The 19,237-nt window shown below is 63.7% G+C and carries 24 protein-coding genes; 9 read left to right on the top strand and 15 right to left on the bottom strand.

Translation table 11 applies throughout. The annotated features are described in order from the left end of the window. The first annotated feature begins 3 nt into the window (after positions 1-3). A complete protein-coding gene (locus ACETMP_RS29690; RefSeq protein WP_375158910.1) occupies positions 4-1,152 on the top strand; it encodes a M20 family metallopeptidase in 1,149 nt (382 codons plus the stop codon). Positions 1,153-1,244: 92 nt separating this feature from the next. Here the strand turns inward: ACETMP_RS29690 and ACETMP_RS29685 are convergent, their stop codons facing one another. From ACETMP_RS29685 to dusA, 9 genes are all read right to left on the bottom strand, one after another. Then, on the bottom strand, positions 1,245-1,403 hold the full coding sequence (locus ACETMP_RS29685) for a hypothetical protein (protein ID WP_257176840.1): 159 nt from the start codon (positions 1,401-1,403) through the stop codon (positions 1,245-1,247). A 95-nt stretch (positions 1,404-1,498) separates the two neighbouring features. Next, positions 1,499-2,080 carry a flavin reductase family protein gene (locus ACETMP_RS29680; RefSeq protein WP_375158909.1) on the bottom strand — a complete coding sequence of 194 codons (582 nt, stop codon included), beginning with the start codon at positions 2,078-2,080 and terminating at the stop codon, positions 1,499-1,501. Between the two features lie 33 nt (positions 2,081-2,113). After that, positions 2,114-2,962, bottom strand: a complete 849-nt coding sequence (locus ACETMP_RS29675; protein ID WP_375158908.1) for an ATP-binding cassette domain-containing protein — start codon at positions 2,960-2,962, stop codon at positions 2,114-2,116. A gap of 20 nt (positions 2,963-2,982) precedes the next feature. Next, positions 2,983-3,789, bottom strand: a complete 807-nt coding sequence (gene ssuC, locus ACETMP_RS29670) for an aliphatic sulfonate ABC transporter permease SsuC (protein ID WP_375158907.1) — start codon at positions 3,787-3,789, stop codon at positions 2,983-2,985. After that, positions 3,786-4,949 carry an FMNH2-dependent alkanesulfonate monooxygenase gene (gene ssuD, locus ACETMP_RS29665; RefSeq protein ID WP_375158906.1) on the bottom strand — a complete coding sequence of 388 codons (1,164 nt, stop codon included), beginning with the start codon at positions 4,947-4,949 and terminating at the stop codon, positions 3,786-3,788. The genes ssuC and ssuD overlap by 4 nt, the downstream gene beginning before the upstream one ends. A 9-nt stretch (positions 4,950-4,958) precedes the next feature. Further along, positions 4,959-5,081, bottom strand: coding sequence for a hypothetical protein (locus tag ACETMP_RS29660; protein WP_375158905.1), 123 nt, complete (start codon positions 5,079-5,081; stop codon positions 4,959-4,961). Positions 5,082-5,083: 2 nt separating this feature from the next. Then, positions 5,084-6,034: a sulfonate ABC transporter substrate-binding protein gene (locus tag ACETMP_RS29655; protein ID WP_375158904.1), complete on the bottom strand. Its 951-nt coding sequence runs from the start codon at positions 6,032-6,034 to the stop codon at positions 5,084-5,086. 239 nt (positions 6,035-6,273) lie between these two features. Beyond that, complete coding sequence (locus tag ACETMP_RS29650; protein WP_375158903.1) at positions 6,274-7,437, bottom strand: cytochrome P450; 1,164 nt, start codon at positions 7,435-7,437, stop codon at positions 6,274-6,276. 134 nt (positions 7,438-7,571) lie between these two features. Further along, on the bottom strand, positions 7,572-8,555 hold the full coding sequence (gene dusA, locus ACETMP_RS29645; protein WP_375158902.1) for a tRNA dihydrouridine(20/20a) synthase DusA: 984 nt from the start codon (positions 8,553-8,555) through the stop codon (positions 7,572-7,574). Positions 8,556-9,064: 509 nt separating this feature from the next. On the opposite strand from dusA, the gene ACETMP_RS29640 reads away from it, so the two are divergent. The 3 genes from ACETMP_RS29640 to ACETMP_RS29630 all read left to right on the top strand — a co-directional run bounded on the left by ACETMP_RS29640 (position 9,065) and on the right by ACETMP_RS29630 (position 11,664). Then, positions 9,065-9,634 carry a NuoB/complex I 20 kDa subunit family protein gene (locus tag ACETMP_RS29640; RefSeq protein WP_375158901.1) on the top strand — a complete coding sequence of 190 codons (570 nt, stop codon included), beginning with the start codon at positions 9,065-9,067 and terminating at the stop codon, positions 9,632-9,634. Between the two features lie 26 nt (positions 9,635-9,660). Further along, entirely contained in the window at positions 9,661-10,545 is an 885-nt protein-coding gene (locus ACETMP_RS29635) for an MBL fold metallo-hydrolase (RefSeq protein ID WP_375158900.1), read from the top strand. A 231-nt stretch (positions 10,546-10,776) separates the two neighbouring features. Continuing rightward, a complete protein-coding gene (locus ACETMP_RS29630) occupies positions 10,777-11,664 on the top strand; it encodes a manganese catalase family protein (RefSeq protein ID WP_375158899.1) in 888 nt (295 codons plus the stop codon). A 67-nt stretch (positions 11,665-11,731) separates the two neighbouring features. On the opposite strand, the gene ACETMP_RS29625 is transcribed toward ACETMP_RS29630, so the two are convergent. Further along, positions 11,732-12,928, bottom strand: coding sequence for an NADH-quinone oxidoreductase subunit D (locus tag ACETMP_RS29625; RefSeq protein ID WP_375158898.1), 1,197 nt, complete (start codon positions 12,926-12,928; stop codon positions 11,732-11,734). A gap of 348 nt (positions 12,929-13,276) precedes the next feature. On the opposite strand from ACETMP_RS29625, the gene ACETMP_RS29620 reads away from it, so the two are divergent. Then, a complete protein-coding gene (locus ACETMP_RS29620) occupies positions 13,277-14,269 on the top strand; it encodes a patatin-like phospholipase family protein (protein WP_375158897.1) in 993 nt (330 codons plus the stop codon). 17 nt (positions 14,270-14,286) lie between these two features. Here ACETMP_RS29620 and ACETMP_RS29615 read toward each other — a convergent pair whose 3' ends face one another. The 4 genes from ACETMP_RS29615 to ACETMP_RS29600 all read right to left on the bottom strand — a co-directional run bounded on the left by ACETMP_RS29615 (position 14,287) and on the right by ACETMP_RS29600 (position 16,433). Further along, positions 14,287-15,144, bottom strand: a complete 858-nt coding sequence (locus tag ACETMP_RS29615) for an SIR2 family protein (RefSeq protein ID WP_375162025.1) — start codon at positions 15,142-15,144, stop codon at positions 14,287-14,289. A gap of 44 nt (positions 15,145-15,188) precedes the next feature. Further along, complete coding sequence (locus ACETMP_RS29610; protein WP_375158896.1) at positions 15,189-15,623, bottom strand: NUDIX hydrolase; 435 nt, start codon at positions 15,621-15,623, stop codon at positions 15,189-15,191. A gap of 167 nt (positions 15,624-15,790) precedes the next feature. Then, complete coding sequence (locus tag ACETMP_RS29605; RefSeq protein WP_375158895.1) at positions 15,791-15,955, bottom strand: hypothetical protein; 165 nt, start codon at positions 15,953-15,955, stop codon at positions 15,791-15,793. Further along, entirely contained in the window at positions 15,927-16,433 is a 507-nt protein-coding gene (locus ACETMP_RS29600; RefSeq protein ID WP_375158894.1) for a DUF2243 domain-containing protein, read from the bottom strand. The genes ACETMP_RS29605 and ACETMP_RS29600 overlap by 29 nt, the downstream gene beginning before the upstream one ends. 319 nt (positions 16,434-16,752) lie before the next feature. On the opposite strand from ACETMP_RS29600, the gene ACETMP_RS29595 reads away from it, so the two are divergent. Together ACETMP_RS29595 and ACETMP_RS29590 are read left to right on the top strand one after the other, a co-directional pair. Next, positions 16,753-16,968 carry a hypothetical protein gene (locus ACETMP_RS29595; RefSeq protein WP_375158893.1) on the top strand — a complete coding sequence of 72 codons (216 nt, stop codon included), beginning with the start codon at positions 16,753-16,755 and terminating at the stop codon, positions 16,966-16,968. Beyond that, on the top strand, positions 16,925-17,266 hold the full coding sequence (locus tag ACETMP_RS29590; RefSeq protein WP_375158892.1) for a hypothetical protein: 342 nt from the start codon (positions 16,925-16,927) through the stop codon (positions 17,264-17,266). Before ACETMP_RS29595 ends, ACETMP_RS29590 begins: the two co-directional genes overlap by 44 nt. 39 nt (positions 17,267-17,305) lie before the next feature. Here the strand turns inward: ACETMP_RS29590 and ACETMP_RS29585 are convergent, their stop codons facing one another. Continuing rightward, positions 17,306-17,752 (bottom strand): metallophosphoesterase family protein, encoded by a 447-nt coding sequence (locus tag ACETMP_RS29585; RefSeq protein ID WP_375158891.1) that lies wholly within the window; start codon positions 17,750-17,752, stop codon positions 17,306-17,308. A gap of 223 nt (positions 17,753-17,975) precedes the next feature. Here ACETMP_RS29585 and ACETMP_RS29580 point away from each other — a divergent pair, with 223 nt between their 5' ends. Together ACETMP_RS29580 and coxB are read left to right on the top strand one after the other, a co-directional pair. Further along, on the top strand, positions 17,976-18,098 hold the full coding sequence (locus tag ACETMP_RS29580) for a hypothetical protein (protein WP_283810574.1): 123 nt from the start codon (positions 17,976-17,978) through the stop codon (positions 18,096-18,098). Positions 18,099-18,252: 154 nt separating this feature from the next. Beyond that, the gene (coxB, locus tag ACETMP_RS29575; RefSeq protein WP_375158890.1) at positions 18,253-19,236 is read left to right on the top strand and encodes a cytochrome c oxidase subunit II; all 984 of its coding nucleotides are present in this window, start codon (positions 18,253-18,255) and stop codon (positions 19,234-19,236) included. The last annotated feature ends 1 nt before the right edge of the window (position 19,237 follow it).

Below are 19,237 nucleotides of genomic sequence, written 5' to 3'. Positions count from 1 at the left end.
CATATGTCTGAAGCTCAAATCACGGACTGGCTGGCGTCGCAGAAGCAGGCGATGGTCGATCTGCTCCGCGATGTCGTGAACATCGATTCCGGGTCCTATGACAAGGACGGCGTCGATGCGGTCGGTGCGCGGTTCGAGCGGCATTTTGCCGAGCACGGCATTCCGTGCCGCCGCGAGGCCAACGCCACCTTCGGCGATGCGATCCATGCCGAGGTGGCAAAGCCCGGCAGCAACGAGAAGCCGGTGCTGTTGATGGGGCATCGCGACACCGTGTTCGGCAAGGGCGAGGCCGGGCGCCGTCCGTTCACCATCAGGGATGGCCGCGCCTACGGACCCGGCGTTGCCGACATGAAATCCGGCCTCGTCATGAACGTGTTCGTGGCAACCGCCTTCCACAAATTCGGCGGCAACCCGCATCCGATCAAGCTGCTGATCACCTCGGACGAGGAGATCGGCTCGCCCTCCTCGCGCCCCGTGATCGAGCGCGAGGGCCGCGCCGCCCGCGCCGTGTTCAATTCCGAGCCGGGCCGGCCCACCGGCAACGTCGTCACGGGACGCAAGGGCGGCATCTTCATGCATCTCGGCATCACCGGCAAGGCCGCGCATTCGGGCGCCAACTTCGCTGCCGGCATCAGCGCGATCGGCGAGCTCGCGCACAAGATCGTGCAGATCCACGCGCTGACCGATCTCGACAAGGGCATCACGCTGAATGTCGGTCTGGTCTCGGGCGGTCAGTCCGTCAACACCACGGCACCCCACGCCGAGGGTCAGATCGACCTGCGCTATGTCGATCCGGCGGACCGTGCGAGGGTGATGGCAGCGATCGAGCAGATCGTCGCGACCTCCTACGTGCCGGGCTCCAGCGCAACGCTGACGATCAAGGGCGAGTTCGTGCCGGTGGTGCAGAGTGCGGAATCCAGGACGCTGTTCGAAAGCTATCAGGCAGCCGCACGGCAGGTCGGCCTCACCACGCTGCAGGGCGAGTTCTCCGGCGGCTGCGCCGATTCCGGCTTCACCGCCGCGGTCGGCACGCCGACCATCTGCGGCCTCGGGCCGGTCGGCGGCCTCGCACACACGCCGGAGGAATATCTCGAGCTCGACAGCATCGTGCCGCGCGCGCAGGCGCTCGCGCTGGCGATCTTAAGGGGATGAATGCCGTCGTCATTCCGGGGCGATGCGAAGCAGCGAACCCGGAATCTCGAGATTCCGGGTTCGCGCTACCGCGCGCCCCGGAATGACCGGGATCACGAATAACTCGGTGCATCCGGCTTGCGGAAGATGTGGATGGGATCGCCGGGGATGATCACCGGCTGGCCCGAGAACATCGCGTAGGCGTAGAGCGCGAGATAGACGATCGCAAGCGCGCCGACGGCGTAGAAGGCGAAGGTCGCGATGCGCTTCATCGATCCGCTCCATGGCTGGCCCGCAACGGCAGGCTCCCGGCGCTTCTAGAGCGATGAGAGGAAAAACGCCAGCGTGGGGATCCTGCCCCTGGCGATCAGACGCTGCGCGGGGCGCGCGCGGGAAGGCTGACATCGGCCAGCCTTGCGGCGTCCTCGTCCTGGTCGACCGCCACATACTGGCCGTGCCAATAGGCCAGCGCCGCCGTGCGCGTCGAGCTCCTGATGTCCCTGACACGGCCGATGACGATGCCGTGGGAGTGGCGCTCCACGATCTCCTCGACCTCGCAATCGAAGGCCGACAGCGCGCCGGCCAGGAGCGGAACGCCGGAGACCAACGTCACCCATTTGGCGCCTGTGAAGCGATCGGCGCCCTTCAGCCCGCCCTTGCCGGCAAAGCGCTCGGCAATGTCGAGCTGGTCGGCGTTGAGGATGTTCACACCGAAGGCGCCGTGGCGCTTGATCAACGGAAAGGACGAGGCATCCCGGTTGATGCTGACCAGCAGCGTCGGCGGCTCGACCGACAGCGAGGTCACCGAGGTCACCGTCATGCCGGTGATGTCCTTGCCCCGCCCGGCGGTGATGACACTGACGCCGCCGGTGAGGTGGCGCATGGCGCCGCGAAAATCGGCGGGCGAGACGGGGATTTCAGTCATGAGATCGCAGGGCACTACATTCATGGCACCGCTCCCGGCAAGCGGGGTTCCCTTTATTTAGGTACGATCGTCCGTCGACAACAGGTGGCTCAGGATCGAGCCTTCGAGGCCCGCGAGCTCGACCGAACCGCGCTGGCGTGGCCGGTCGGCGTTAACCACGACGTCATGAGCTATGCGGCCCTCCTCGATCACGAGCACGCGATCAGCCAGCGCGACGGCTTCGGCGACGTCGTGCGTCACCAAAATCGCGGTAAAACCCTGGTCGCGCCAGACGCGCTCCAAGAGGCGCTGCATCGAGATGCGGGTCAGCGCATCGAGCGCACCGAGCGGCTCGTCGAAGGCGAGCACGCGCGGGCGGGAGACCAGCGCGCGGGCAAGCGCAACGCGCTGCCTTTGGCCGCCCGACAGCACCGAAGGCCATTGGTCGCGCTTGTCGGTGAGACCGACCTCGGTCAACGCCTTGTCGGCGCGCGCATGCGCGTCTTGCGAGGCGCGATCGCGGCCGAGGCCGACTTCGACATTGGCGAGCACGCGGGCCCAGGGCAGCAACCGCGGCTCCTGAAACATCACCCGGATGTCCTCGGGCTGAATCTCCTGGCCGAAGCTGATGCTGCCCGCGTCGATCTTGTCGAGGCCGGCGATCAGGCGCAGCAAGGTGCTCTTGCCGCAGCCGCTCTTGCCGACGATGGCGACGAACTGGCCGGCGGGGATGTGCAGATCGATACCGCGCAGCACCTCGTTGCTGCCGAAGGATTTACGCAAGCCCCGGATGCTGAGCGGCAGGCCGCTGGCCTGAACTCCGCGTTCGTCTTGCCGCTCCTCGCGTACCACGCGGGCGTGAGGGGCGAAATTGGCGCGGCTGGGAAGCTCGGTCTCGGGAAGGGAGGTACGAAGCGCTGTCTGCATGTGATTCCCAGTACTTTCGCTCAATGTTTCTGGAAGGCGGGGTGCCAGGCGAGCGTCAGGCGCTCCAGCACGCGGGAGGCGCTGTCGGCAAGCTTGCCGAGCAGGGCGTAGATCAGGATCGAGAGCACGACGACGTCGATCAGCATGAACTCGCGCGCCTGCATCGCCATGTAGCCGAGGCCCGATGAGGCCGCGATGGTCTCGGCCACGATCAGCGTCAGCCACATGATGCCGAGCGCAAAGCGGATGCCGACGAAGATCGAAGGCAGCGCGCCTGGAAAGATGACGCGGCGGAACAGCTCGCCGTCGGTCATGCCGTAGATGCGCCCCATCTCGATCAGCTGCGGATCGACGGTGCGGATGCCGTGCAGCGTGTTGAGGTAGATCGGGAAGAACACGCCCAGCGCGACCAGGAACAGTTTTGCGCTCTCGTCGATGCCGAACCAGAGGATGACCAGCGGGATCAGCGCCAGATGCGGCACGTTGCGTACCATCTGCAGCGTGGTGTCGGTGAGCTTCGCGGAGAGCTGCGACAGGCCGTTGGCGAGGCCGAAGGCGAAACCGATGCTGCCGCCGATCAGGAAGCCGATCGAGGCGCGCCAGAACGAGACCCAGATGTTGCGGACGAGCTCGCCGGAGAGCAGCAGCTTCCACCCGGCGAGCACGACGTCGCTCGGCGCCGGCAGCACGCGCGTCGGCACGAAGCCGGTGACGCTCGCGACCTGCCATATCGCGATGATGGCAAGCGGCACGATCCACTGGATCAGGCCGTCGACGCGCGGCAGGCGGAAGCTGCGCGGAAGCGAGATGCTGTCGATCAGGCTCATGACTGCGACACCCGGTGCTGCGGACGGAAATCGCTGCCGACGGTCTCGCCGAACGGACCGCCGTTGAAGTGGAGCTTCGTGACGTTGCTCGGCTGCTCCAGCGAGAGCAGCGGGAAGACCAGCTCGGCGAAGCGATAGGCTTCCTCGAGATGCGGGTAGCCCGACATGATGAAGGTATCGATGCCGAGATCCTGATACTCCCTGATGCGGGCCGCCACCGTCTCGGCGTCGCCGACCAGCGCCGTGCCGGCGCCGCCGCGGACGAGGCCGACGCCGGCCCACAGGTTCGGGGCGATCTCGAGCTTGTCGCGCTTGCCGCCATGGAGCTGCGCCATGCGCTGTTGGCCGACCGAGTCCATACGGGCAAAGTTCTTCTGCGCCAGCGCGATGGTGTCGTCGCTGACATGCCTGATCAGTTCGTTCGCGGCACGCCAGGCTTCTTCGTTGGTCTCGCGGACGATGACATGAAGGCGAATGCCGAAAGAGAGCTGGCGGCCGCGCGCGGCGGCGACCTCCCTCACCTTCGCGATCTTCTCGGCGACCAGCGCCGGCGGCTCGCCCCAGGTGAGATATTTGTCGACGGTGTCGACGGCAACGTCGATGCCGGCATCCGAGGAGCCCCCGAAATAGAGCGGTGGGCGCGGCGACTGAACGGGGGGAAACAGCAGCTTGCCGCCCTCGATGCGGATGTGCTTGCCCCCGACATCGACGGTCTTGCCGGCGAGCAGATCACTGTAGACGCCCAGAAACTCGCGGGTGACCTCGTAGCGTTCGTCATGGCCCAGGAAGACGCCGTCGCCCCTGTTCTCGACGGGATCGCCGCCGGTGACGACGTTGACGAGCAGCCGGCCGCCCGTGACGCGGTCGAGCGTGGCGGTCATGCGCGCGGCGACGCTCGGCGACTGCAGACCGGGACGGACGGCGACGAGATAGCGCAGGCGCTCGGTGAACGGCGCGACGCTGGACGCGACGATCCAGGAGTCCTCGCAGGACCGTCCCGTCGGCAGCAGCACGCCGAAATAGCCGAGCTGATCGGCGGCCTGCGCGATCTGGCGCAGGTAATTGAAATTGACCTCGCGGCCGCCGATGCCGGTGCCGAGATAGCGGCCGTCGCCGTGGGTCGGCAGGAACCAGAGGATGTTGGCATTGGACTTGCTCATGGATGTGCCCTAGCCGTAACTCGTGCCGACCGCGGCCGCGACGATGCCAATCGACAGCACGATTGCCTCGATCACGCGTTGAACGATGCGCTTCATGTTCAGACCTTTATGGATAGGAAGATCGGTCGGCACGGTCAGGCCGCCGGGCTGCGCCAGACGATGTCGCGAATGACGATCGGCTTCGGGATCAGGCCGAGCTTGTAGAAGCGGTCGGCGACGCCCTGCTGGGTCGCGACGATCTCGTCGGTGACGGGACCGATCACGAAGTTCGCGCGGTTGGCAGCGACGGTCTGGATATCCAAGGGAACGCCGGTGATCGCGGCGAGCGATCTGGCGACCTCGTTGCGATGCTGCTCGGCCCATTGGCCGGCCGCAGCTGTGACCTCGACGATCTGCTGCAGGATGGCACCGTGGCTCTTCGCGAACTCGCGGTTGGCGATGAAGAAGGAATTGGTCTTGGTGACCTCGCGCGCATTGATCAGGATGCGGCCGTTCTGCTTGGTCTCGCCAATCGCGAAGTAGGGATCCCAGATCGCCCAGGCCTCGATGCTGCCATTGGCAAAGGCCGGGCCCGCATCCGGCGGCGTCAGATACACCGGCACGATGTCGGCATAGGCGAGGCCGGCCTTTTCCAGCGTCTGCACCACGACGTTGTGGGCGCTGGATCCCTTGGTGAAGCCGATGCGCTTGCCCTTCAAGTCCGCGATGTCGCGGATCGACGAGTCCTTGGGCACCAGGATGCCCTGCCCATTGGTGATGGGCTGACCGGCGGCATAGACGATCGCGGCGCCCGCGGCCTGTGCGAACACCGGCGGGGAATCGCCGACCGCGCCAAAGTCCACGCTGCCGACGTTCATCGCTTCCATCATCGGCGGGCCCGAGGAGAACTCGATCCACTTCACGTCGATGCCTTGCGGTGTGAAGTGTTTTTCCAGGGCAGCCTGCTGGCGCGCGATCACCAGCACGCCGGTCTTCTGGTAGCCGATACGAATTTCCTTCACCGCGCCCCGCGCGATTGCAGGCGAGGCAATCGCTGCAGCGGCCGCAGTTCCGATCGACAGCCTGAGAAAGTCACGACGTTGCATTCCGCACTCCCGGCCGCGTGCGGCCGTTGCTCTTTGACATGGGAGAATGATGGTGCGGGTTGTCGGCGGTGTCGAGACGTCCGGAAAAATAGCGATGCGAGCACTGCGCACGCGGCAGTGCGCATGATTAATCTTTCAAGCGGCTGCGACGATACAGAGGGATTTTTATCGCACGCGAATGTGAGGGCCGTCCGCTTCGGCGTCATTCCCCGCGAAAGCGGAGAATCCAGCCTTGTCCGCTAGTGCCACCGCACCGGCAAGTTCTGCAAGCCCCGGAACGCCCAGCCGCCGATCCGCACCGGCTCGTCATCGGCGATCTCGAGCTTCTTCGCCCGCGCGAACAATGTCGGCAGCGCGACGTCGGCGATCATGGCGCGGGAGGCGAAGGCGCCGGCGCAGAAATGCGGGCCGGCCCCGAACGCGACGCTCTTGGTCAGGTCGCGGCGCAGGTCGAACTCGTCGGCGCGCTCAAAGTGCTTCTCGTCGCGATTGGCGGAGCCGAACATCAGGAACACACGCTCGTCGGTTTCGAAGGCGACGTCGCGGATGCTCCAGGGCTTGGCGATGCGGCGCGGCGACATGCCGATCGGCGAGATCCAGCGGGCATATTCCTCGAACGCCTGCAGCCAGGTCACGTCGCCCTTCAGAACCAGATCGAGCTGCTCGGGATGGGTCAGAAGCGCCCATATCGTGCCGGCGATCGCCTTGCGCGGCTCGTTCTGCCCGCCGGAGATCGCGAGCTTGACGTTGGCGCGAACGCTTTCCATCGGCATGCCGGAGGAAAGGAGAACCCCGAGGATGCTCTGGTCGGGATGCTTGCGCATCACCGGCAGGATGTCGTCGATCGCAGCGTCGATGCCCGACGTCGCGGCATGGCAGCGCGCCTCGACATCGGGGTCGCCCGCATAGTTGGCGATGCCCTCGATCATGCCCTGCGACCAGGCATCCATGTCCTCAAAGCCGATATTGGTGAGGCCGGTGATCGACTTCAGGCATTCGCCCGAGTACGGCAGCGCGAAGTCGCGCATGAAGTCGAGCCGGCCGGGCGCGATCGAATCGATGATGCGATCGGCATGGGCCTGGAATAGTGCGGTCCAGTGCGCCTTCACCGTCTTCGGCGACACCGTCGGGAACATGGCGCGGCGCTCGACCTGGTGCGCCTCGCCGTCCTTGCGCATCATGTTGTGGCCCATCAGGCGGTTCATCAGCCCGGCGGGCTGGTGCGAGGAGAACACGTCGATCTGCTTCTCGGAAATCGAGATGTCGTCACGGCTGGTCAGCAGCGTCGAGCCGAGCTGCGGCACGAAGGCGATCGGCGCCTCCTTGCGCATCTTTGCCAGCATTGGATAGGGATCGGCCCAGAAGGCGGCAGGATCGATGTCGATGCGTGGCGCGGTGCTCAAGCGTCGCTCCCTTGCTGTATTCCCGACGCTTCGCGCTGACGCGGCCGTTCGGGTTCGGATCAGCTCTTAGCGCGTTCCGGCGCCGCCGTCTGTCCCCAGCGATTGGGACAGGGCGGCGTCACCGGGTGCATCTGCTAGGCAGCCTGTCCGAATGCGACCTTGGCGATCGCATCGCTCAGCACATCGCCGCCGGCCCCGGGCCGCGTGCCCTGCTCGGCCAGATGGCGGCGGAAGGCCCGCGCACCCGGCACGGCATGAAAGGCGCCGACGAAATGCCGCGTGATCGCATGCAGCCGCGTGCCGCGTGCGAGCTGCTGCTCGATATAGGGCATCATCGCTTCGAGCGCCGCCTGCATGGACTCATGCGGAGCCGCTTCGCCAAAGATCTCCTGGTCGACGGAGAGCAGCCGCCATGGTTCCTGATAGGCGGCGCGGCCGAGCATCGCGCCATCGACATGCTCGAGATGCGCTTTCGCTTCGTCCACGCCGGGGATACCGCCGTTGATGATAACGGGCACGCCGGGCATCGCGCGCTTGAGCCGATAGACGCGGTCATAATCGAGCGGCGGGATGTCGCGATTCTCCTTCGGCGACAGGCCGTTGAGCCAGGCCTTGCGGGCATGCACGATCAGCGCATCGCAGCCGGAGCCGACCACGGCGCGGGCGAGCGCATCGAGCGCCACTTCAGGATCCTGGTCGTCGATCCCGATGCGGCACTTCACCGTGACGGGAATTGCGACCGCACGCTTCATCGCCTCGACGCATCTCGCCACCAGCTCCGGCTCCGCCATCAGGCAGGCGCCGAAGCGGCCGTCCTTCACGCGGTCCGATGGGCAGCCGACGTTGAGATTGATCTCGTCGTAGCCGAACGCCTCGCCGATCCGCGCAGCCTGCGCCAGCTCGTGCGGATCCGACCCGCCAAGCTGAAGCGCGACCGGATGCTCGACCGCGTCGAACCCAAGCAGCCGCTCGCGGTCGCCATGAATGATGGCGCCGGTCGTCAGCATCTCGGTATAGAGCAGCGCCCGTCGCGTCAGATGGCGGTGGAACACCCGGCAGTGCCGGTCAGTCCAATCCATCATGGGGGCGACGGAAAATCTACGGTCTAAGGCATTCATTATATTGGTGTATTCTAATCCGATTGATCTCGCATGACGTCGGACGGACCGTGAAGTTCGGTTGGCAAGGCGTCCGGCCGCTTGGCTCTTCTAGGATCATATCGACATGGATTGGAAGCGGAAATTCGCTCGGATCTGGCGCCGCGGATCGCCTGAAGCCGAGAACGCCCTTGCGAACGCTGCTCCCGCGCCATGGTCGCGCTGAAGCGGCTATGTGCATCATGTCGCGACAGAGCAAAACCGCCGCCCGGGCTCCGCACGAGCGTGTCGCGCTCCCCATTTCTTGAGCTCCAGTTGACTGCTCCTTGCCAAGCGCGACCGGCACGATCGTCCTGATCGCTCGCTTGCGCCATTGTTGCGCAGCCCGCATGTTCCCAACCTGGACCCGGCGCTAACCTGCGATAGCACAACATCAAACACGGCCGCCCGATGTAGGAACACTCCGAGGAACGGACTGTTTTCCGCAACGTGCCGACGGGTTCGCAATGTCGGCGACTCCAGGGCAATCAATGATCGACATCACCGATACGGCCATTTCCAAAGATCGTCTCGTACGTCCGGGCGAAGGGCTGCCGGCCAACGCCTCCGATCCCTATTTCGTGCAGATCCGCGACGATCTCGCGGATAAGGGGTTCTTCACCGCCACGGCCGAGGAGCTGATCACCTGGGCTCGCACGGGATCGCTGATGTGGATGACGTTTGGGCTCGCCTGCTGCGCCGTCGAGATGATGCAGATGTCGATGCCGCGCTATGACGCCGAACGTTTCGGCTTCGCCCCGCGGGCCTCTCCCCGGCAGTCCGACGTCATCATCGTCGCGGGCACGCTGACCAACAAAATGGCACCTGCCTTCCGCAAGATCTACGACCAGATGCCGGAGCCGCGCTACGTGATCTCCATGGGATCCTGCGCCAATGGCGGCGGCTATTATCACTATTCCTATTCCGTCGTCCGCGGCTGCGATCGCATCGTTCCGGTCGACATCTACGTTCCCGGCTGCCCGCCGACGGCCGAGGCGCTGCTCTACGGCGTGATGCTGCTTCAGAAGAAGATCAGGCGGATGGGCACGATCGAACGGTAAGGCAAAGAACATCAGGCTGGCAGGACATGGCACAAATACCCCTTCCCTCCGCGGCAGAGGCCGAATATCCAAATCTCGACTTCGACCGCAACGACAATACGCGGCAGATCGTAGCCGACGTGGCTTACCGCCAGCTCGCCATCGTCAATGTGATTTTCGTCGGATTCGAAAATGCCGGCGACGGCAATTGGGTGCTGGTGGATGCCGGCATTCCGGGCTCGGCTCAGGCCATCCGGTCCGCCGCGCGTGCGCGCTTCGGCGGCAGCGGCAGGCCTGCCTGCATCATCATGACTCACGGTCATTTCGATCACGTGGGCGTGCTGGAGACGCTGGCAAACGAATGGGATGTGCCGGTTTATGCGCATGCCGCCGAACATCCCTATCTCGATGGCAGCCGTTCCTACCCGCCTGCAAACCCGGGCGCCGGCGGCGGACTACTCGCGCTGATCTCGCCGCTGTTTCCGACCAGCCCGGTCAATGTCGCATCCCGCCTCTACGATCTTCCCAACGATCACAGCGTGCCCTATATGCAGGAGTGGCATTGGATCCATACGCCCGGCCACACTCCCGGACATGTCTCGCTCTGGCGATCGCGCGATCGCGTCTTGATCGCCGGCGATGCCTTCATCACCACGCGCCAGGAATCCGTGTATTCGGCCGTCACGCAGTCGCCCGAGATGCATGGGCCGCCGATGTATTTCACGCCTGATTGGAAGAGTGCGAAGGAATCGGTGCGCGAATTGGCCGCGCTCGCTCCCGAGGTCGTCATCACCGGCCACGGCGCGGCCATGCAGGGTCCGCTGATGCGTTCAGCACTGGATGCGCTGGCTGACAGTTTCGATGAAGTCGCCGTTCCCCGCGACGCCCTTGCAGACGATGCAGCGCCTGCGAACGGTGCAGGCGGCACATGATCGAGCGGTAACGTCCCGCGACACCAGACGACATCATCGCGCGCCTCTGTCTGTTTCCTTCCAGACGATGCGCGCGAGAGCGGCCCCGGCAGATCCTCCCGACTGCCGGGGCCGCCTTCGTCTTGCACAACGGCAAATTAGAAAGCGTCCAGACTCCGCGCGAACTGTTTTAGGAACGCAACCACACAGCCTTCATTGCGCAGATGTGCCACTACAGAAAAGGAGCTGCGCATGTACTACTTCGACAAGAGACTGCAATATCCCGTCAAGGTCGAGAAGCCCGACCCTATCTTCGCCCGCCAACTCCAACAGGCCGTTGGCGGTGTCGAAGGCGAAATACGCGTCTGTCTGCAGTATTTCTTTCAGGCCTGGGGGGCGCGCGGACCTGCGAAATATCGCGATGTCCTTCTCAACACGGCAACGGAAGAGATCAGCCATATCGAGATGCTCGCAACAGCGGTCGCATTGAATCTCGAGGAAGCCCCGGCAACAATGCAAGAGACCACGATGCAGGCCAATCCGGTCGTCGGCGCCGTCATGAACGGCGGCGAAAGGCCACGGCACGTCATCGAAGGAATGCTGCATCGGCACCTGCTCTCGACCGGTCTGTCGGCATTCCCGGCCAATTGCGACGGCGTACCGTTCGATTGCTCGCACATCTACGCCAGCGGAAATCTCGCGGCGGACATGTATTGCAACGTGGCTGCTGAGTCCACGGGCCGCACGCTCGCGGTGCGCCTCTACAACTCCACCAGCGACCCCGGTATGCAGGACATGCTGAGCTATCTCATCGCGCGCGACACCATGCACCAGCAACAATGGCTCGCAGTGATCGAGGAAATGGGAGCGGAGGCGTCGCTGCCTATTCCGAACAGCTTCGACCGCAGCAAGGAAGCGACGGAATTCAGCTACATGTTCATGGGTACCGAGCGCGGTGGCAATTCCTTGCCGACGGGGCGCTATTGCGAGGGCCCCTCGCTCGACGGCAAGGGCACGTTCACGTTCCAGGGCGGATTCGAACCTCTGGGGCAGGAGCCGGTGCTCGGCCCCGCGCGACCCGACAGCGGTGCGCAAGTCGAGCAGATGAACGAGCCGCCGGTCACGAACGCGCTGCGCTGAAGCCATGCGGGACGGGCCGCCATAGCGGCGGCCCGTCGTCCGTTCGCAAGAGCAAGGCTTTGACCGCTCAGCGGTCGACCTCGCCGAACACGATGTCGAGCGATCCCAGGATCGCCGAAACGTCGGCGAGCAGGTGTCCCTTGCAGAGAAAGTCCATCGCCTGGAGATGGGCAAATCCGGGCGACCGGATCTTGCATTTGTAGGCCTTGTTGGTCCCGTCCGACACGAGAAACACGCCGAACTCCCCTTTCGGCGCCTCGACGGCGACGTAGATCTCGCCGGCCGGAACATGAAACCCCTCAGTATAGAGCTTGAAGTGGTGGATCAGCGCTTCCATCGAGCGCTTCATCTCGCCGCGCCGGGGCGGCGCCACCTTGTTATCCTGCACGAGGACCGGACCTCCCCCGTCCGGAGACTTCAGCTTCTGGATACATTGTCTCATGATGCGAACAGACTGCCTCATCTCCTCCATGCGGATGAGATAGCGATCGTAACAGTCCCCATTCCTTCCGATCGGGATGTCGAAGTCCATCTCGGCATAGCAGTCATAGGGCTGCGCCTTGCGCAGATCCCAGGCAGCGCCTGATCCGCGCACCATCACGCCCGAGAAGCCCCAGGCCCATGCCTGCTCCAGCGTGACTCGGCCGATGTCGACATTCCTGGCCCTGAAGATCCGATTGAGCGAGAGCAGGCGGTCGAGATCGTCCACCACACGCAAGAATGGATCGCACCAGGCCTCGATGTCGTCGATCAGCTTCGGCGGCAGATCCTGATGCACGCCGCCGGGCCGGTAGTAATTTGCATGCATGCGGCTGCCGGATGCGCGTTCATAGAAGACCATGAGCTTCTCGCGCTCCTCGAAACCCCACAATGGTGGGGTCAAGGCACCGACGTCCATGGCCTGCGTGGTGACGTTGAGCAGATGAGACAGGATGCGACTGATCTCGTGATAGAGCACCCTGATGAGCTGCCCTCGCCGCGGCACTTCAAGCCCGATCAACCGCTCGATCGCCAGGCAGAAGGCATGCTCCTGGGTCAGGGGTGCGACGTAATCGAGCCGATCGAAATACGGAATCGCCTGGAGATAGGTCTTGGCCTCGATCAGCTTCTCCGTGCCCCGATGCAGCAGGCCGATGTGAGGATCGACACGGGTGACCACCTCGCCGTCGAGCTCGAGCACGAGGCGCAGCACACCATGAGCCGCCGGATGCTGAGGACCGAAATTGATGGTGAAGTTTCTAAGGCTGGCGGACTGTTCCGGCATTTGCTTCCTGTCGAGGGCCGTTGCGCTGCCACCCTAGCCGTCATTGGGGCCGAGAGGCTTCACACAGGTTAACGGCTCGGCAAGTCCTGGAGCGCGCTGGGAGTGCGGCTTTGGAACACCGGCTCGGAGCAGACGTTCATTGTTCCAACTCGAAGATGATGATGACAAACTGTTTGCTCATGACCGCCCTCTCGCTCGTAACGAGCCCGGCTTCACCAACCGCTGCGTCCGCGCAGGATCGCTATTGCCTCGCTACGCTTATGCACGGCGCACAGGGGATATCGGTGACGGTTACGGCGCCCGAATTGCACGTCGTCTGAGTCAATCCATGCTCGACCGAACGACATAATGACATCCGACAGCCCCCTCAATGCCGTGGTGTTCGCCGGCGGCCTCGGGCTTGGCGCCTATCACGGCGGAGCGTTCGAGGCGCTTGCTTCTCGAATGCGGTCAATCGATTGGGTCGCCGGCTCATCCGCGGGCGCAATCTCGGCCGCGCTGGTTGCTGGAAACCCAGAACGCACCAGGCTCCAGAGCCTGCGCAGCTATTGGCGCGGCGGCGGCGACATATCCGCGGCGCCGAATGCCGGTCGTCACCCGTTCGCCTGGCTGAGCTCGATCAATACGCGCTTGTTCGGCCATGCCGGGTTCTTCCACCCCAGGCTTCCCGTTCCGACGTCTCACTTCGGCGGTCTCTACGATCTCGGCCCGACCCGCGAGCGCCTGCGGCACCTCATCGACTTCGAGCGCCTGAATGCCGGCGATCCGCGCATCACCATTTGTGCCACCGACCTCGAAAGCGGAGATGCGGTGCTGTTCGACTCCTCCTCGACACTGATCGAGATGGACCACATCCTGGCAAGCTGCGGCTTTCTCCCCGAGTTTGCCCCTGTGCAGATCGCCGACCGCTGGCTCGGCGATGGAGGCTTCTCACTGAACGCCCCATTCGAACCGATCCTGGAGAGCGGGACACCGCTTCGCCTATATGTTGTCGATCTCTTTGCGCGCGACGGCCGGGTTCCTGACGGCCTCGAGGCAGCGGCCGAGCGCAAGAGCGACCTCATCTTCGGCAACCAGACTTATCAGCGGCTGCGCCATGCTTCGGAGGCTCGCTGGCTTCGCGCCGAGCTTCAGGGTTTGGTTCACGAAGACCAGATCTACCTCCTGAGCTATCGACCAGGCCAGGAGGAGGCCGGGCCCGAAAAATCCTTCGACCTCTCGGACGTCGCAATGGCGCAGAGATGGCGGGCTGGCCGTCTGGACATGGAGCATGCGTTGAGCCTTGCCTGCGACTGCAACAGCATCTGCAGCGTGCGCCGGGCTCAACGGACGGGCGCCTGAGCAGGCGCAGCGCAGCTTCAGGCCTCCCGAACGCTGCATTGACGGATGTCGTCGAGGAATTGGATAAGCCCCTCATCGGCGGCAGCGCCCTCGGGTGAGGCAATGGTCGTGATGCCCCAGTTCGCGAGCACAGCTTCCTGCACCGGATTGCGTTGAGCGACGAAGACGAAGGATCTTGGCCGGTCCTGGCGGTGCCCGGATTCATCCCAGGTCTGCCAGATCCGGTGCAGCAGCAGCCTTATGTTTGGATCCGACATGCTGTACCCGATGAAGAGCAGCGGGCTTCCAAGAGCGTCGGCGCGAAATCGGATATCGAGCGGTGAATCGAAGGCAAGGCGGTTGAGAAAGTCGGTCTCGGTCAACACGAGCGAGGCGTCATCGTCAAAATCGCCGTGATATTTAATGATGTGCGTCACGCCGGATCTCGCGCCCGCAATCTCCTTGGCGTTGCTGATCTTCGCATAAGGCCGCTCGAGAACCTCGAAGGCACTTTCGAGATTTCGATCGTAGTTGGTCGTATAGATGACGGGAAAGTCGAGGTCGACGATCAGGCGGTGCAGCTTCGAGTCCGCGATTCTCTCGGGATCGACGCGCCAGTTGCGGTCGAGCCAGCTGCGCAACGGGCCGATGCCGCCGCGCTTCAGCCGGTAGTATTCCGCCAGCATCTGATAGCCGCCATGCATCCCATCGATGACGTCGCGATCGAGGCCGAGATCGTCCCGCAGATGGTCGATCAGGGATTGCCAGGAGGGCAGCCCTACCGCCATCGAAATGCCGGCGCCGACAAACAGGATTGCACGCCGCCGCCTGATCGCAGCTGCCAGGATTTCGTGAGGCGCCTCCTCGGCTATGAGACCCGCTGGTTGCTGGTTCATCTCACGTGAATGGCCGGATCGGCGGCGCGTTCCTAAAGCGGCCGTCATCGACCGAGGAAAGGCCCGCCCTTCCCCGTCCGTGTCGCAAAGCGCACGATCAGCCGCCGGAGCTCGGCCTTGTGGACCAGGCGGGCCGCTGTTTTGGCCGAGACCCAGATCGCATCGCGTTCGCCCTTCTCGGGCCACCAGCGCTCCTGGCCATGCACCTTCATGGGAAACACCGCGACATTCATGGTCTGCTTGCGCTCGCCCTTGCGCTTGCGATGCTTGAAGCTACCCAACGCGCGCTTCGCGATCACACCGACGAGCCCGGCCTCCTCGTAGGCTTCGAGCGCAGCTGTGCGGTGCGGCTCCGTGTTGGGCATCAAAGAGCCCTTGGGGACACTCCACCTGCGTTTGCGTCTCGTCGTGATCAGCATCACGTGAAGCTCGGATTTGTGCAGACGAAATGGCAGCGCGGCGAATTGCTTCTTGCCCATCAGGTATCTCCAATGGGTTGATAAGCAAGGCCTAACGCCATGGTTCCTGCGGACAGCGTGGGCACACCCATTGGAACGTCCCTCCACCGTTTTGAGGGCAGGGCGGAAATGGCCTCGCCGGGATTGAGGCCCTTCGGGCAGCGGTATTTGGAGCAGCAAGCGCAAACTCAGACGGATCCGAAGCAGCGCAGCTGAAGGACATCGTCCAACGAAAGCCCGAATAGAACAATACGAAAGGCCGGCGCCGTGGCGAGCATGAGCAGCAGCAGGAAGAGTGCGTACACGAGCCCCGGCGGTGTTCTTCTAACGAGGCTGTAGATCGCCTTGCCCATGAACTTTCCCCTGCGCTCCGCGCACCAGACTGGTACCCGTGGCCAGCATCGCAGCTCCCCACAACAGAAAGCCGATATCCCAAAACACCCGCTGCGCCTCGGGCGCCGTCTCGTTGACCTGATGTAGCCGCAGGATCTGGTGATCGATCACGCCCTCGACCAGGTTGAAGATGCCCCAACCGAGCAACATCGCGCCAAGACATCGCGCGTTCGACCAGTCCAGCCCATCCTTCCGCGCCCGCTGCCACAGCAAATAGAGGCCAGCGAGCACGAGAACGTAGGCTGCGCTGTGGAATAGCCCGTCCCAAAGCGTATTGAGCCTGATGTTGTCGAGAGAGTTGAGAGGATACCAGCCACTTAACATATGATGCCATTGCAGCAACTGGTGAAACACGATGCCATCGAAGAACGCACCCAGCCCAAGCCCGAGAAGTATGCCTGCGAATGTCGGAAAGCCATTGGACTTCTCGTCTTGCATTTGATGCACTCACATAAAAGCGCAAAAGATGCGGGGCAAGTCATCGCACTGTTCGGACGTTCCTATATTTTGCGCCTCCGCTTCGTTGATACCCACGGATCGCAATCTGTACGCGCGCCGGCAATAACATGCGTTAACGACCGCGACGTCCCGGATTCAGATCGCGATCGGATCTTTGGGAACAAAGGCTGCGGCCAACGCGTCTGTCGCCCACATGTTGAAGGCGCAACATGGCGGGACGTTTGGACTTCACAGCACACCGCGGCGGCCAACACCGGCGCCCTACTTCAACGGCCCAACAGAAGCGAGAGAGGTTGTCATGCCCTATGCCGTGTTCAAGGATGGTGAGAAGCTGAGCCGGACGTTCTCGACCAAGCAGGAGACCCTCGAGAAGGCCGACGAAGCAGGGCTGGTCGAACACGACGGCGCACGCCCCGTGCTCGAGGACGAGTTGAAGATCGAACCGTGCGCTCCCGATCCCGAGGCTCACGATGACGCTGATCTCGATTGGACACCGACAAAGCCGTCGCCGTGATGTTCAGCTGGTATCGCCACAACTCGCATCGGCTGGAACGACCGATTTTCTGGAGGGTTGGTGGCACAGGCGACAGCCCCTGCATTCCCAGCCGAGTGAGGAAACGATGCCAAAGGCACCAAAGTCGGTCGACCACGATCCAAGAGAGACGCCGGCCGACGATCCGCGGCAGCAGACCGACATGCCTACGCATCGCCAAACCGACCAACCCTGGCAGGGTAATCCGGAAAAGGATCAGATTGATCCAAAGCGGCCTCCGATCGATCTCGAGAAATGGCAGAAATCGAATACCCATTAGGCGCGCCGGCAAGCCCGTCGGTCCAACCTTTCAAGCGTATCAATCGAGCGCGTGGATGACCGGCCGAAGCTCACCCGCCTCGCCGACCTCGATGGTTGCGAGCGTGACCGGCAGCCTGAAACGCCTCGGCCCGGCGCTGCCCGGATTGAGATAAAGGACGCTGTCGACCACCCTCACGCTCGCCCGATGCGAGTGACCACAGATCACCGCATTGATCCCGCTGGGCGCGGGCTTCGCGGCCAGCTCCTTCAGATCATGCAACACATAAAAGCCATGTCCACCGAGGCGTACGGTCGTTGTCTCAGGATACTCGCGCGCCCAGGTGCCGACGTCGACATTGCCTCGGATGGCTGTCACCGGCGCGATCCGGCGCAACTCGTCGAGGATGCGCTCGGCACCGATATCGCCGGCATGAATGATATGCGACACGCCGGCGAGGCAGGGCGTCACCTGCGGCCGGAGCAGGCCGTGCGTGTCCGAAATCACTCCAATCTTCAAAGTGGCATCCCTCCGGCGGACTGCGAATCCCGAGGGGTTAGGAACCCCGGCAGTGCGCTCGCATTGCTGCCTATCTAGCCGGAGTTCACCATTGGGCAACAATAGCGTCATGGCAACCGCGCTCCCACGAACGCGGTCCGCCGGCCCAGAACGCGAAGCCGTACAGCGCTGCGGGCGACGAACGACGCAGCCACCTAGGCGAGGATAACGGATGCTCGAAGACCTGCGCGCGATCATGCAGCCCGGTGCGATCATCGCCGTTCTCATCGTGCTAGCGCTGATGGCAGCAGCCGACGCGGCCATCTTCATCGCGGCCAGAGGATGGCCGTTCTAGGCCGGAGCCGAAGGGAGGGTCGCCGTCACCAAGCCAGCGCCTTCCACACCAACCGCTCCGACGACCTATAGGAACCTTCATACGTTTGACCGGTTCGCCCTCCAACAGGGGAGCACGGCGAACATCGATGCCTGTCCGGATGCGAACGGCTCTGGTGCCATTTGCGACGTTGCCGCTGGCCGCTTGCGCCGGACGGCAGTCGGCGCTCGACCCGCAGGGACTTCAATCCAACCAGATTCTCCAGACTTTGTTCATCTTCCTGATTGTCGCAGCCGTCATCTGGACCGCGGTCGTCGTCGTCCTGTGCATCGGCCTGCTGCGCCGGAAGCGCCACGCCGACCAGCCTCTTGCGCTGCATCAGGGCTTTGAACGGACCAGCGGTTACGTCGTCTTCGGGTTGGGGCTCGTCACCCTCATCATCGTGCTCGGTCTCTCGATCGTCAGCTACGCTGGCCAGCGCACTGTGTTCGCCAAGGACGAGCATGCTCTCACCCTCAAGATCATCGGCCATCAATGGTGGTGGGAAATCCGATACGAGGATGACAGCCCCCATCAGAGCTTCGTGACCGCAAACGAGATCCGCATTCCGACCGGCCAGCCGGTGAAAGTCGAGCTTGAATCCGCCGACGTGATCCACAGCTTCTGGGTGCCGAGCCTGACCGGAAAGATGGATCTGATCACCGGGCAGAAGAACGAGCTTCAATTCACCGCGAAAAACCCCGGCGTCTACCGCGGCCAGTGTGCTGAGTTCTGCGGCCTTCAGCACGCCCACATGGCCTTCGCGGTCCTCGCGTTGCCGCCCGACGAGTACGGGCGCTGGCGGGATCACGAGAACCAGAGCGCTACCAGCCCGACCGACACGCTCGGCAAGCAGGGCGAGCAGCTGTTTCGCGCGAGAGGCTGCGCGCTCTGCCATACGATCCGCGGCACGCTCGCGGGCGGCCAGCTCGGCCCCGATCTCACGCATGTCGGCAGCAGGACGACGATCGCGGCCGGAACGCTGCCGATGTCCTCGGCAACCCTCGGCGCCTGGATTGCCGATCCCCAGCACATTAAGCCCGGAAGCAACATGCCCAAGATGCCGCTGCAGTCGGGCGAGCTCATCGCGATTATTCATTACCTGGAGCAGCTCAAGTGAG

Origin of the sequence: Bradyrhizobium dasycarpum (assembly GCF_042019905.1) — a bacterium.
Lineage (GTDB): Bacteria > Pseudomonadota > Alphaproteobacteria > Rhizobiales > Xanthobacteraceae > Bradyrhizobium > Bradyrhizobium japonicum_B.
The sequence above is the reverse complement of the archived record's forward strand: the minus strand, read 5'-3'. Positions and strand labels throughout refer to the sequence as shown.